Source organism: Halorubrum sp. SD41 (assembly GCF_058630335.1).
In genome coordinates, this window is record NZ_JBZVGZ010000012.1 from 56,697 (window position 1) to 69,406 (window position 12,710).

Below are 12,710 nucleotides of genomic sequence, written 5' to 3' on the forward strand. Positions count from 1 at the left end.
GAAAAAGGTGTCTCGCAAAACACCGCGATTGATAATCGTCGGCGACGGGCGGATTTTAGGCCCCCGCGCACCGATCGCCACCCGTGTCACACGCCGAGCGACTCCGACGGCTTCGACGGCTCCGCCGACAGGCGGTCAGGCGGCGGGTGAGGGCGGCGATCGCCGAGGAACTGCTCGGGACCCCGCGGAGCCTCGCCGTCGTCTGCGCGTTCACGGCGTTCATGCTCGCGGTGGGGATCGGGTACTACGCGCCGACCGCGGGCGAGGTACCGATTCTCCTCTGGCCGCTGTACGCGGACTCGGCGGTCGCCGTCGCGCTCGGCGGTGCCGTCCTCGCGACCTTGGTCGCGACCGTGCGGCGCGGCGGCGACATCACTGCGGACACCCCCACGTCGCGGCCGCTGGCGTACCTCCACACGCTCGCGTTCGTCTGGCTGGTCCAGTTCGGCGTCTGGCCGGTGGTCTCGCTCAACCTCGCGTTCGGCGAGTACGTCGCCGCGCCCGACGCCTGGATCTACTACTGGGGGGTGATCGGCACGCACCTGCTGTTCGTGGGGCTCGCGCTGCTGTTCCCCGCCTTCGGGCGGACGACGCGCGGCGCGCTCGCGGCGGCGCTCGCGCTCGGCGTCGCGAACGTCGTCGTCGACTACGTGTTCGGCTTCCATCCGCCGCTGCTGTACGAGCCCGGGCCGGGGCTGGCGGTCGCGACGCTCGCGATCGCGGTCGGGTCGGTCGCGCTCGCGTCGCGCTCGTTCCGGCGGCTGGAAGAGTAGTTGGACTGAGCAGCGCTCGGAAAAGTCGAGTGCGGCGAGCGCTATTTAAATATATTAAAAGGGCGCGGCGGGATCCACGCGAACGAGCGGAGCGAGTGAGCGTGGAGCCAGTCGCGCCCGTGACTGAGCGGAGCGAGGGAACGGGCGCGACGGGATTTGAACCTCAGTCACTCCGCTCGCTTCGCTCGCTCCGTTCCCTGCTTCAAATCCCGCTTGCGCCGCTACTGCTCACTTCGTTCGCAGATAGCGGGCGCGGCGGGATTTGAACCCGCGATCGAGAGGTTAGGAACCTCTCGCCCTGTCCGCTAGGCCACGCGCCCAGAACGGGTGGAGAAAACGGAACGGCGGGGATCGGTCGGCGGAGGGGGCCGGCTTACGTGCTGGTTTCCTTGTCGGTCTCGGTCTCGAGTTCGTCGAGGTCGTCGTCCTCGTCGTCGAGCGTCGAGTCCGCCTTCTCGCCGTCCTGCATGTCTTTCAGCTCCTCTTCGACCTGTTCGCGGCCTTTCTTGAACTCTCCCATCGCCTGGCCGGTCGACCGAGCGAGCTTCGGGATCTTGTTCGCCCCGAACAGCAGGACCAACACGAGCAGGATGATGAGGAGCTCCGGCCCCGCCGGAATGCCGCCGATTAGTGGTGTCGCACTTACCATCTCTGTCTCGCAGTAACCCTGTGTCGATTATAGTCTTTTTGCCTCGATCGGACCGCCGCCGCCGAAACGGTGATACGCGCGGCCGACGACGTGTTCGGCATGCCAGACGTCGGCGACGACGCCCCCGACTTCACCGGATCGCTCGTGGACGGCGACATCGAGCCGTTCGCGCTCTCGGACCACCTCGGCGACGAACCGGTCGTGCTCGCCTTCTTCCCCGCCGCCTTCTCGAACACCTGTACCGACGAGATGGAGGCGCTGCGGGACGGGTTCGACCGCGACGACTGCACGCTGTTCGGGGTGAGTACCGACCTCCCGCACGCGCTCGGCGCGTACCGCGCGCAGTACGACCTCCCGTTCGCGCTGGTCGGCGACCCAGACCACCGCGCCATCGAGGCGTACGACGTTATCGAGGCGTTCGAACACTACGGCGTCGAAACCGTCGCACAGCGCGCCGTCTTCGTGATCGACGCGGACGGGACCGTGACCTACCGCTGGCTCGCGGAGAGCGCCGGGAAAGAGCCGGACTACGACGCGCTCGCCGAGGCGGTGGCGGACGCGGCCGCCTGAGGGGCGAGTCGGTTCGACCGGGCGGCGCGCCGCTCAGGCCGGGTCCCGAAGCGCCTCCAGCGCCTCCGGGTTCTCCATCGAGGAGAGGTCGCCCGGGTCCTCGCCGACGTACACCGACTCGATCGCGCGGCGGATGATCTTCCCCGACTGCGTCTTCGGGAACGCGTCGACGAACAGCAGCTCGCGCGGCCGGAACGGCTTGCCGTGCTCGTCGCCGACCAGCGCCCGCAGCTCCTCGCGGAGGTCGTCGCTCGGGTCGACGCCCGGTTCGAGGACGACGTACGCGACGACCGCGGTGCCGGTGGTGTCGTCGGGGACGCCGACCGCCGCCGCCTGGTTGACGGCGTCGTGGTCGATGAGGACGCCCTCGATCTCGGCCGGACCGACCTTCCGGCCCGCGACGTTCAGGGCGTCGTCGGCGCGGCCGTGGAGGAACCAGAAGCCGTCCTCGTCCTTCTGCGCGAAGTCGCCGTGGTCCCAGAGATCCTCCCACGTCGACCAGTACTCGTCGAGGTAGCGTTCGTCGCCCGACCACAGCGACTTCGTCATCGACGGGCAGGAGTCGCGCGCGACGAGATAGCCGCGCTCGCCTGACTCTTTCACCGACTCACCGGTCTCGTCGACGATGTCGATGTCCATCCCCAGCCCCGGGCCGCCGAGCGTACAGGGCTTCAGCGGCTGGTTCGGCATCGGCATCAGGAAGCAGCCGCAGATCTCCGTGCCGCCGGAGATGTTGATTATCGGGCACTCGCCCCCGCCGACCGCGTCGTAGAACCAGCGCCACGACTCGGGGTCCCACGGCTCGCCGGTGGAACCCAGGATTCTGAGCGAAGAGAGGTCGTGACCCTCGACCCACTCATCCCCGTGCTTGCGGAGCGCGCGGATCGCGGTCGGCGAGATGCCGAACTGCGTGATCCCGTGTCGCTCGATCATCTCCCAGAAGCGGTCCGGCTCGGGGTGGTCGGGCGCGCCCTCGTACATCACCACCGTCCCGCCGAACGCGTGGTTGCCGATCAGCGTCCACGGCCCCATCATCCAGCCGATGTCGGAGACCCAGAAGAAGCGGTCCGCCGGCTTCTGGTCGAAGCCGAAGTGGATCTCCTTGGCGCACTGCGTGAGGACGCCCGCGTGGGTGTGGACGATCCCCTTCGGCTCGCCGGTGGTGCCCGAGGAGTACAGCAGCAGCGACTCCTGGTCGCTCGGGAGGTGCTTCGTCTCGTACGTCGCGGGCTGGGAGCCGACCGCCTCGTCCCACGTCCGGTCGCGATCGCCGTCCCACGGGACGGGGTCTGCGTCGGCGTCGTCGCTCCCGTCGGCGTCGTCGCTCCCGTCGGCTCCGTCCTCACCGTCGCTCGCGGGCGTCGTCCCCAGTCGATCGTAGACGACCACCTCCTCGACGTGCCCCGCGTCAGCGATGGCGTCGTCCGCGGTCGCCTTCAGGCGGACCTCGTCGCCCCGGCGGTAGAACCCGTCGCCGGTGAAAAGCACCGAGGGCTCCGCGTCGTCGATCCGCGTCGCGGTCGCCTCGCGCCCGAACCCGGAGAAGATCGGCACCGCGATCGCGCCGACCTTCAGGCAGCCGTAGAGGATCGAAACGACCTCCGGCACCATCGGCATGTACAGGCCGACGGTGTCGCCCGTCTCGATCCCCGTCTCGGTCAGGTAGTTCGCGACGCGGTCGCTCTGCCGGCGGAGCTCGTGGAAGGTGATCTCGCGGACGTCGCCGGGCTCGCCCTCCCAGATCAGCGCGACGCGGTTCCGGTTCGGCGAGTCGACCGCGGCGTGGCGGTCGACGACGTTGTGCGAGACGTTGATCTCGCCGCCGGGGTACCAGTCGGTGAACTGCGGGCCGTCGGAGTCGTCACCGGACTGCGTCCGGTTGCCCGCGGAGCGTCGCTCCGCGCCGTCCCGGACCGCGTCGTAGTCCGTGTAAAACTCGATGTCGAGGTAGTCGACGATCTCGTCCCAGAACCAGTCGACGCCGGACGCGGGCTCGCCGTCGACCGCCGATGTGGTGCGCTCGATCAGTTCCTCGTAGTCGTCGATCCCGTACTCCCGCATGAACGCGGCGACGTTCGTCGACTCGGCGAACGCCTCGCTCGGTTCGTGTACGACCTCGTCTATCCCCTCGTACTCGGTCATCTCGTCCGGTGATTTTCGCGGCGACAGTAAGTAACTTTCCTGAAGGATCTATCGCAGGTCGGCGCACTCGCCCGCGACCTCGACGGTCTCGCCGTCGACCGTGACCCGCCCGTCGTACAGCCGACAGGTGTCCGCGTCCCACGCGAGTCGTCCCTCCCAGTCGACGCCGGTCACCGTTACCTCGTGTCGGCCCGTCGCCCCCACGGCGACCTCGAACGCCCGAGCGACGCCGGCGTCGACGCGGTCGGACTCCTCCGCGTACGTCGTCCCGTCGTCTCCCTCGACGACCACCTCCACGTCGACGGGGGCGTCGCCGTCGTTGCGGACCGTCAGGTCGAGTCGGCCGGGGTCGGCCTCACCGAGGCCGAGACAGCCGGCGGCCGCGGCTGCGAGCGAGCCGGTGCTCACGGCGAGGAGTCTGCGTCGTTCCATGGCGATCGCTCGTCGCGGCGGGACTTCAAGCCCGGACACGCCGCGAGGGCGGCAAAACGCGAAAACGAAAATCGGTTCTCGGTCCGCTATTCGTCGTCCGTCTCGTCGGCGTCCGTCCCGTCGTCGTCCGCCTCTTCCCCGTCCGCGGCGGCGTGGACCGACTCGGGGACGATGTCGACCGAGGCGACCTCGTCGTCGGGTTCGAGGTTCATCACGATGACTCCCTTCGTGTTGCGGCTCACCGTCGAGATCTCCTCGACGCGGGTCCGCATGATCTGGCCGGCCCCGCTCATCGCGACGAGGTGGTCGCCGTAGGTGACCGCCTCGATGGCGACGACCTCGCCGTTCCGGTCGCCGGTCTTGATGTCGACGAGCCCCTTGCCGTTGCGCGACTGCGGGCGGTACTCGTCGAGGTCGGAGCGCTTCCCGTACCCGTTCTCGGTGACGGTGAGCACCCAGTTGTGGTACTCGTCGTCGATTGCGGCGACGCCGGCGACGGCGTCTCCCTCGCGGAGGTCGATGCCGATCACGCCGCGGGCCGTGCGACCCATCGCGCGGGCGTCCGACTCGTCGAAGCGGATCGCCATCCCGTTCCGGCTGCCGATGACGATGTCGGTCTGGCCGTCGGTCACCTCCACGTCGACGAGCTCGTCGCCGTCCTCCAGCCGGATCGCGCGGATCCCCGTCGACCGGATGTTGCCGAACTCGTCGACGGCGGTCCGCTTGATGTAGCCGTCGCGAGTGACCATCGTGAGGAACTCGTCGTCGTCGAGGTCCTCCGTGTTGACCACCGACTCGATCTCCTCGCCGTCGTCGAGGTCGAGGAGGTTGACCGCGGACTTCCCGCGGGCCGTGCGGGACATCTCCGGGATCTCGTAGGTCTTCAGCTCGTAGATCTGCCCGCGGTTCGTGAACACGAGGAGGTAGTCGTGGGAGTTGGCCGCGAACACGGAGGAGACGCGGTCGCCCTCCTTGAGCCCGGTGCCGATGATCCCCTTGCCGCCGCGGTTCTGCGCGCGGAACTCGTCGAGCGGCATCCGCTTGATGTAGTCGTCCTCGCTCATCACGACGACCTGTTCCTCCTCGGGGATCAGGTCCTCGTGGGTCACGTCGCCCGCGTCCTCGATGAAGCTCGTGCGGCGCTCGTCGTCGTACTCGGCTTTGATCTCCCGAAGCTCGTCGACGATCACCTGGTCGAGCTCGTCGGGGTCAGAGAGGATGGTCTCCAGCCGCTCGATCCGCGCGTTCACCTCCTCGTACTCCTCCTCGATCTCCGCCGTCTCCATCGAGGTGAGCGAGCCGAGCTGCATCCGGACGATGTGGGCCGCCTGCGCCTCGGTGAAGTCGAACGTCGACTCCAGCGCGGCCTTCGCGGCGTCGCGGTCGTCGGAGTCCTGGATCGTCTCGACCACGCTGTCGACGTTGTCGAGCGCCTTCAGCCGGCCTTCGAGGATGTGCGCGCGCTCCTCCCGCTCTTCGAGCTCGTGCTCGGAGCGCCGGCGGACGACCTCGCGGCGGTGGTCGACGTAGTGTTCGAGCGTCTGCTTCAGGTCCAACACCTGCGGCGAGCCGTCGACGAGGGCGAGGTTGATGACGCCGAACGTGCGTTCGAGGTGGCTCTCTAGCAGCTGGTTCTTGACGACCTCGGCCATCGCGTCGCGCTTGAGCTCGACGACGATCCGGATCCCGTCGCGGTCGGACTCGTCGCGCAGGTCGCGGATTCCCTCGATCGCGCCCTCGTTGACGTCCTCGGCGATGCGCTCGACGAGCCGCGACTTGTTCTGCTGGAAGGGGAGCTCGCTGATGACGATCCGGCCCTCCTCCTCGTGGACCTCGAACTCCGCGCGGACGCGGATCCGCCCGCGGCCCGTCTTGTACGCCTTGTGGACCGCGTTCCGCCCGACGATGTTCGCGCCGGTCGGGAAGTCCGGCCCCTTGACGTGTTCCATCAGGTCCTCGACGCTCGCGTCGGGGGTCTCGATCAGCTCGACGGTGGCGTCGATCACCTCGCCGAGGTTGTGCGGCGGGATGTTCGTCGACATCCCGACGGCGATGCCTGACGAGCCGTTGACGAGCAGGTTCGGGAACGCCGCGGGCAGCACCTCCGGCTCCTCTAAGCGGTCGTCGTAGTTCGCCGAGAAGTCGACGGTGTCGCGCTCGATGTCCGCCATGAGCTCCTCGGCGATGGGGGCCATCCGGGCCTCCGTGTACCGCATCGCGGCCGGCGGGTCGCCGTCGACGGAGCCGAAGTTCCCCTGGCCGTCGACGAGCGGGTAGCGCATCGAGAAGTCCTGCGCCATCCGCGCGAGCGTGTCGTAGATCGCGCTGTCGCCGTGCGGGTGGTAGTCGCCCATCGTCTCGCCGACGACGGAGGAGGACTTGCGGTGCGCGGAGTTGCTCGTCACGCCCGCCTCGTTCATCGCGAAGAGGATGCGCCGGTGGACGGGCTTGAGCCCGTCGCGCACGTCCGGGAGCGCCCGTCCCGCGATGACGGACATCGCGTAGTCGATGTACGACTGCTCCATCTCGTCCTCGATGCGCGCGTTCGTCACCTGCGCGGCGCGGACGTCCGCGTGGTCCGGGTCGGGACTCTCCGAGCTCATATGTCCACCCACTCCGCCTCGGTCGCGTGCTCCTTGATGAACTGCTTGCGCGGCTCGACCGCGTCACCCATCAGCACGTTGAACATCCGGTCCGCCGCGGCCGCGTCGTCGATGGTGATCCGCTTGAGCCGGCGGTTCTCCGGGTCCATCGTGGTGTCCCACAGCTGGTCGGGGTTCATCTCGCCGAGGCCCTTGAACCGCTGGACCTGCGTGGGGTTGCCGTCGCACTCCTCCTCGACGATCCGGTCGCGCTCTTCCTCGGTCATCGCGTCGTACGTCTCGCCACGGTAGCGAACGCGGTAGAGGGGCGGCTGGGCCGCGTACACGTAGCCGGCCTCCAGGAGGGGCTTCATGTGGCGGTAGAGGAGCGTGAGAAGGAGCGTTCTGATGTGGGCTCCGTCGACATCTGCATCCGTCATGAGAATTATTTTATTATATCTGACATCTTCGATGTCGAATTCTTCTCCGATCCCCGCGCCGATCGCGGTGATCAGCGCGCGGATCTCGTCGTTCTCCAAGATGCGGTCGAGGCGGTGTTTCTCGACGTTAAGGATCTTCCCCTTCAGCGGGAGGATCGCCTGGTTCTCGCGGTTGCGGCCCTGCTTTGCCGAGCCGCCCGCGGAGTCGCCCTCGACTACGAACAGTTCGGCCTCGGTGGGGTCGCGCGTCTGGCAGTCCGCGAGCTTGCCGGGTAAGGCAGTCGACTCCAACGCCGACTTCCGGCGGGTGAGCTCCTCCGCCTTCTTCGCGGCCTTCCGCGCCCTGGCGGCCTCGGCGGCCTTGTGGACGACCTTCTCCGCGGTGTCCGGGTTCTCCTCGAAGAAGGTGCCGAGCTTCTGGTGGGTCGCGGACTCGACGACGCCGCGGACCTCGCTGTTGCCGAGCTTCGTCTTCGTCTGCCCCTCGAACTGCGGGTCGGGGTGTTTCACCGAGACGACCGCCGTGAGCCCCTCGCGGACGTCTTCGCCCTTGAGGTTCGCGTCGAGGTCGTCGACGAGGCCGTGCTCGTTGGCGTAGTCGTTGACCGTCCGGGTGAGGGCGGTCTTGAAGCCGGTGAGGTGGGTGCCGCCCTCGCGGGTGTTGATGTTGTTGGCGAACGCGTGGACGGAGCCCTGGAGCTCCTCGGTCGCCTGCATCGCGACCTCGACGTGGACGCCGTCGGTCTCGTCCTCGAAGTAGATGACCTCCTCGTGGATCGGCGAGCGCGTCTCGTTGAGGTACTCGACGAACTCCCGGATCCCGCCGTCGTACTTGAACGTCTCCTCGGTGTCGTCGCGGTCGTCGACGAGCCGGATCTCGACGCCGGAGTTGAGGAACGCGAGCTCGCGCAGCCGGTTCGCGAGCGTCGACGTCTGGAACTCGGTCGTCTCGAAAATCTCCTCGTCGGGCCAGAAGCGGATTTCCGTACCCGTCGACTCGCCGTCGTCCATGTCGCGGACGCGCTCGAAGCCGTCCTCGGCGGGCTCGCCCCCCGCGAACCGGTGGCGGAAGACGCCGCCGTCGCGCTTGACCTCGACCGCTAACCGCTGGGAGAGCGCGTTCACGACGCTGACGCCGACGCCGTGGAGGCCGCCGGAGACCTGGTACGACTTGGAGTCGAACTTCCCGCCGGCGTGGAGGACGGTCATGATGACCTCCAGCGCCGGCCTGTCGTACTCCTCGTGGGTGTCGACCGGAATTCCCCGCCCGTCGTCGCTGACGGAGACGGAGCCGTCGTCGTGGATCCGCACCTCGATCTCCTCGCAGTGGCCCGCGAGCGCCTCGTCGATGGAGTTGTCGACGACCTCGTAGACGAGATGGTGGAGCCCCCGACCGTCCGTGGACCCGATGTACATCGCCGGTCGCTTACGGACGGCCTGTAGGCCTTCGAGGACCTGTATTTGGCCGGCTCCGTATTCGCTCTGCTCTGACATAGGAACTTACCGTCGCTAATCGCCGTCGGGTTATAAAGCCGGCGCACGCGCGCGGGCGTGAGCGCAGTCGCCGCAGTCGCCGGACGCGGCGGCGATCCGAGCCGGCGCGCCGCCGGGCCTCGTCCCGTGACCGAAGCGCAGCATGCGGTCCCTTCCCACAGCTACAAGCCGCGCCCCCGCGTACCCCCTCCCGATGCTACCGATCGCGGACACCTTCGAACACGTCCACCGCGGCTGCGAGATCCGGTACGGACGAGGGCGGATCGCCGACCTCGGCCGCTGGCTCGGCGAGCGCGGCCTCGACGACGCGCTCGTCGTCTGCGGCTCGAACACGGGCGCGAACGACGCGCTGATGGACCCGATCCGGGGGGGCCTCGGCGACCGCCTCGCCGGCGTCTTCGACGGGACCAGCCCCGACAAGCGGGTCGAGACCGCCTACGACCTGCTCGACGCGCGGGCCGAGGTCGGCGCCGACGCCCTCGTCGCGGTCGGCGGCGGCGCCAGCCTCGATATCGCCAGACAGGCGACGCTGCTCGCGGCCGACGGCCGCGATCTCGGGGAGATCCGCGACGACGCGGAGGCCGGGCCGGACGCGCTCGGCGACCTCGCGCCCGGGAGCGGTCCCGCCTTCCCGTTCGTCGTGGTGCCGACGACGTTCGCCGGCGCGGACGTCTCGACCGGGGGATCGCTGGAGATCCTCTCGGCCGACGAGTCGCCGACCGGCCAGCCGGTGAACGTCAGCGGGAGCGGCGCGTGGCCGGTCGCGGACGTGGCCGACCCCGCGCTGTTCGAGACGACCCCGCGGTCGGTGCTGGCCGGGTCGGCGATGAACGGCTTCGACAAGGGGATCGAGACGCCGTACGCCCGCGACGCCGACCCGGTGAGCGACGCGGCCGCGGTCCACGGGCTCCGGCTCCTCTCGGACGCCCTCCCGCGCGTGGCCGGCGACCGGCCGGGCGGCGAGGACGCGACCGACCGCGCCGTGGTGGGGTCGCTGCTCGTCCAACTCGACCGCAAGATCAGCGTGATCCACGCGTTCGGCCACGGGTTCGCCCGCCGCTACGACGTCCAGCAGGGCGCGATCCACGCCGTCGTCGCGCCGCACGCGCTGGCGTACCTCTTCGACGAGGTGGACGCGAGCCGCCGGGCGCTGGCGGCCGGACTGGGGGTCCCGACCGACGGCCGCGACGACGACGCGATCGCCGAGGACGTCGTCGAGGCGGTCGCCGAGGTCCGCGACGCGCTCGACGTCCCGAGCCGGCTCCGGGACCTCCCCGAGACCGACGAGGAAGACCTGCCGGCGATCGCCGAGTTCGTCGCAGAGGACCCGCCGATGGAGCGCGCGCCGGCCGACCTCGACGCGACCGCGGACGGGATCCTCGGCGTGCTGCGCGCGGCCTGGTAGGCGCGGAGGGGTTCAGTCGGCCGACGACTCCGCCGCGTACGTCTCCAGCGCGGTCAACCGCCCGTCGTCCTCATCGACGGAGAACACGTCGACGAACCCGAACAGCACCTCGCCGTCGGCGTCGAGCAGCCGGCCGCGGACCGCCACGCCGGGGCCGGCCGGGTAGACGCCGTCGACCGCGTGGGTCGTGTCCGTGTTCGGCCGATCGTCGCGCATGAACGCCAAGAAGCGGTCGCGCCCCTCGAAGGTCCGGTCGGGGCGGCGCTGGACGAAGTCGGAGGCGAGCAGCGACCGCAGCCGGTCGTACTCGCCGGCGTCGAGGGCGTCGTAGTAGGCCCGGGCGAGGGCGGCGGGGTTCGAATCCCCGGGCGCCACCGCCTCTCCCTCCTCGTCCGCGGCCGGCGCCGCCTCCCCGCCCTCACGCCGCGAGGGCATCGAACTCCTCGGCGGAGGTCCGGGTCCCCTTCGAGATGATCACGTCGCCGCCCCGGAGGGTGGTGTCGATGTCCGGGCCGACCAGCCACTCGTCGTCCGCGCGCCGGATCGCGAGGACGCTCGTCGAGATGTCCGTCGCGGGCACGCCGTCGGCGACCGCCGTCCCGTCGAGGTCGCTGCCCTCGGCGACGACGGTCCGGGTGATGATCTCGTCGGACTCCTGGACCGCCATCTCGACGACCGGGTGGACGTCGAGGTCGCGGCGGACCCCCTCGGTGATCGCGAGCGCGGCGTCGGAGATCTCCTCGGTCGCGACGCCGAGGTGGATGAGCCCGCGCAGCGACACCGGGTCGTCGGCCTCGGCCGCCGCCCGGAGCGTCCACGCCTCGAAGCGCGACTGGAGCGCGTCCACCTCGATCTCCAAGTTGTTCACCTCCTCGGCCAGCTCCTCGTTGTCGAAGAGGACCGAGCCGTACGCGAGGTCGACCGCGAGCTCCGAGAGGTTCTTCATCAACACGATCGAGTCGACCGCGCGTTCGAGGTCGTCGATCGCGGGCTCCGCGGGCGGGTCGGGTTCGAACGGCTCACCGCTCAGTTCGGGGTAGACGTCCGCGACGCCCGTCTCGGGGCCGCGCAGCAGCGTCACGTCGCCCGGCTTCAGCCGGGTCGTCGGTCCGGGGTTGAGGATCCAGTCCTCGTCGCGCCGGACCGCGATGACGCGGACGCCGGTCACGGATTCGAGGTCGATGTCGTCGAGCGTCCGGCCGGCGTACGCGGAGTCGGCGGCCACCGTCCCGCGGACGAGCGTCTCGACGCCCGCCGAGAGCGCGCCCCGCATCGAGTCGGGGAGGCCGATCTCCTCGGTGACGATCTTGGCGATGTCGCCCGCGGCGTCGGCGACCTTGTCGGCGGCGGCGATGACGCCGAGGACGGGCGCGAGCGTCTCCGCCTCGTTCGGGTTCCGCGCCGCGAGCATCAGGCTCATCCGGGCGCGCATCTGGAGCACGTCCATCCGGTGTTCGAGCTCGACGACCTCGTGCGCGACCGTCGGGCTCCCGTGGAGGACCGCCGAGTACGAGAGGTCGATCAGCAGCTCCGCGGTGTCTTTCATCTCGACGAGCAGGTCTTTGACGCTCGTCGGCTCGTAGCGGACCGTGCGCCCGTCGAAGCGTCCCATGCGACTCCCTCTCCGGCGGCGAGTAAAAGGCTTGTTGCGGGGGCGGCGAGACGGTCGCGGCGAAGCCGACGGCCCGGTCAGAGCGCGTCGCCGGCGACGTAGCCGACGTCGGCGGCGGCGGCCGGATCCGCGTCGCCGCCGACCGGGGCCGCGAGGTCGACGAGCGCGAGCCACCCCAGCAGCCGGGCCGCGCGGTCGCGCCACGCGGCCTCCCAGTCGGGGTTCCGGGCCCGCTCGTGGCGCGGGACCCGGTCGCGGGTGGCCGCGAAGAGATCGTCCGGAGTAAGCGGGTCGTCGAGCGAGACCTCCCGCAGCGCCGCGAGCGCCTCCGGGACGAGGAGGACGCCGTCGCGGAGCCCCTCGCGGACGCGCTCGGGGGTCGGCTCGGCGTCCGCGCGGACGAACCCCCGAGCGGTCTCCTCGACGAGGCCGAGCGCGCGCAGGAACGCGAGCCAGTCGTTCGCAGTCTGCCGGTCCGGGAGGTCGCGGCGTCGGCGGAGCCGGGCGCAGCAGTCGTCGGTGTCGCCCGGGACGAGCGGCACCGCGCGCTGGTACTCGCGGAGTTCGTCGAGATCGGCCGGGGGGTCGGGGACGGGTTTGAGTCGCACGGG

General features: G+C 69.8%; 11 protein-coding genes and 1 tRNA gene. 3 read left to right on the plus strand and 9 right to left on the minus strand.

The annotated features are described in order from the left end of the window. Positions 1–83: 83 nt before the first annotated feature. A complete protein-coding gene (locus AC4NMM_RS07255) occupies positions 84–773 on the plus strand; it encodes a DUF1405 domain-containing protein (RefSeq protein ID WP_491923936.1) in 690 nt (229 codons plus the stop codon). Positions 774–1,020: 247 nt separating this feature from the next. Here the strand turns inward: AC4NMM_RS07255 and AC4NMM_RS07260 are convergent. Then, a tRNA-Arg gene (locus tag AC4NMM_RS07260) sits at positions 1,021–1,093 on the minus strand. Positions 1,094–1,146: 53 nt separating this feature from the next. Then, positions 1,147–1,422 (minus strand): Sec-independent protein translocase subunit TatA/TatB, encoded by a 276-nt coding sequence (locus AC4NMM_RS07265; protein WP_004595696.1) that lies wholly within the window; start codon positions 1,420–1,422, stop codon positions 1,147–1,149. Positions 1,423–1,521: 99 nt separating this feature from the next. Here AC4NMM_RS07265 and AC4NMM_RS07270 point away from each other — a divergent pair, with 99 nt between their 5' ends. Beyond that, entirely contained in the window at positions 1,522–1,992 is a 471-nt protein-coding gene (locus AC4NMM_RS07270; RefSeq protein ID WP_491923937.1) for a redoxin domain-containing protein, read from the plus strand. Positions 1,993–2,025: 33 nt separating this feature from the next. Here AC4NMM_RS07270 and AC4NMM_RS07275 read toward each other — a convergent pair whose 3' ends face one another. The 4 genes from AC4NMM_RS07275 to gyrB all read right to left on the minus strand — a co-directional run bounded on the left by AC4NMM_RS07275 (position 2,026) and on the right by gyrB (position 9,082). Next, complete coding sequence (locus AC4NMM_RS07275; protein ID WP_491923938.1) at positions 2,026–4,134, minus strand: AMP-binding protein; 2,109 nt, start codon at positions 4,132–4,134, stop codon at positions 2,026–2,028. A 48-nt stretch (positions 4,135–4,182) separates the two neighbouring features. Further along, the gene (locus AC4NMM_RS07280) at positions 4,183–4,566 is read right to left on the minus strand and encodes a hypothetical protein (protein WP_096392988.1); all 384 of its coding nucleotides are present in this window, start codon (positions 4,564–4,566) and stop codon (positions 4,183–4,185) included. Positions 4,567–4,652: 86 nt separating this feature from the next. Beyond that, on the minus strand, positions 4,653–7,169 hold the full coding sequence (gyrA, locus tag AC4NMM_RS07285; protein ID WP_491923939.1) for a DNA gyrase subunit A: 2,517 nt from the start codon (positions 7,167–7,169) through the stop codon (positions 4,653–4,655). Beyond that, complete coding sequence (gene gyrB, locus AC4NMM_RS07290; protein ID WP_491923940.1) at positions 7,166–9,082, minus strand: DNA topoisomerase (ATP-hydrolyzing) subunit B; 1,917 nt, start codon at positions 9,080–9,082, stop codon at positions 7,166–7,168. Before gyrB ends, gyrA begins: the two co-directional genes overlap by 4 nt. 193 nt (positions 9,083–9,275) lie before the next feature. Here gyrB and AC4NMM_RS07295 point away from each other — a divergent pair, with 193 nt between their 5' ends. Further along, the gene (locus AC4NMM_RS07295) at positions 9,276–10,487 is read left to right on the plus strand and encodes an iron-containing alcohol dehydrogenase family protein (protein ID WP_491923941.1); all 1,212 of its coding nucleotides are present in this window, start codon (positions 9,276–9,278) and stop codon (positions 10,485–10,487) included. Positions 10,488–10,499: 12 nt separating this feature from the next. On the opposite strand, the gene AC4NMM_RS07300 is transcribed toward AC4NMM_RS07295, so the two are convergent. The 3 genes from AC4NMM_RS07300 to AC4NMM_RS07310 all read right to left on the minus strand — a co-directional run bounded on the left by AC4NMM_RS07300 (position 10,500) and on the right by AC4NMM_RS07310 (position 12,707). Then, the gene (locus tag AC4NMM_RS07300) at positions 10,500–10,922 is read right to left on the minus strand and encodes a nuclear transport factor 2 family protein (protein ID WP_491923942.1); all 423 of its coding nucleotides are present in this window, start codon (positions 10,920–10,922) and stop codon (positions 10,500–10,502) included. Further along, on the minus strand, positions 10,906–12,099 hold the full coding sequence (locus tag AC4NMM_RS07305; RefSeq protein WP_096392983.1) for a potassium channel family protein: 1,194 nt from the start codon (positions 12,097–12,099) through the stop codon (positions 10,906–10,908). Before AC4NMM_RS07305 ends, AC4NMM_RS07300 begins: the two co-directional genes overlap by 17 nt. Positions 12,100–12,176: 77 nt before the next feature. Next, a complete protein-coding gene (locus AC4NMM_RS07310) occupies positions 12,177–12,707 on the minus strand; it encodes a double winged helix-containing putative transcriptional regulator (RefSeq protein WP_096392982.1) in 531 nt (176 codons plus the stop codon). Positions 12,708–12,710: the final 3 nt, after the last annotated feature.

Coding starts and splice junctions, on each gene's coding strand:
- AC4NMM_RS07265 (WP_004595696.1), bottom strand. CDS start 1,422: ATGGTAAGTGCGACACCACTAATCGGCGGCATTCCGGCGGGGCCGGAG.
- AC4NMM_RS07270 (WP_491923937.1), top strand. CDS start 1,522: ATGCCAGACGTCGGCGACGACGCCCCCGACTTCACCGGATCGCTCGTG.
- AC4NMM_RS07275 (WP_491923938.1), bottom strand. CDS start 4,134: ATGACCGAGTACGAGGGGATAGACGAGGTCGTACACGAACCGAGCGAG.
- AC4NMM_RS07280 (WP_096392988.1), bottom strand. CDS start 4,566: ATGGAACGACGCAGACTCCTCGCCGTGAGCACCGGCTCGCTCGCAGCC.
- gyrA (WP_491923939.1), bottom strand. CDS start 7,169: ATGAGCTCGGAGAGTCCCGACCCGGACCACGCGGACGTCCGCGCCGCG.
- gyrB (WP_491923940.1), bottom strand. CDS start 9,082: ATGTCAGAGCAGAGCGAATACGGAGCCGGCCAAATACAGGTCCTCGAA.
- AC4NMM_RS07295 (WP_491923941.1), top strand. CDS start 9,276: ATGCTACCGATCGCGGACACCTTCGAACACGTCCACCGCGGCTGCGAG.
- AC4NMM_RS07300 (WP_491923942.1), bottom strand. CDS start 10,922: ATGCCCTCGCGGCGTGAGGGCGGGGAGGCGGCGCCGGCCGCGGACGAG.
- AC4NMM_RS07305 (WP_096392983.1), bottom strand. CDS start 12,099: ATGGGACGCTTCGACGGGCGCACGGTCCGCTACGAGCCGACGAGCGTC.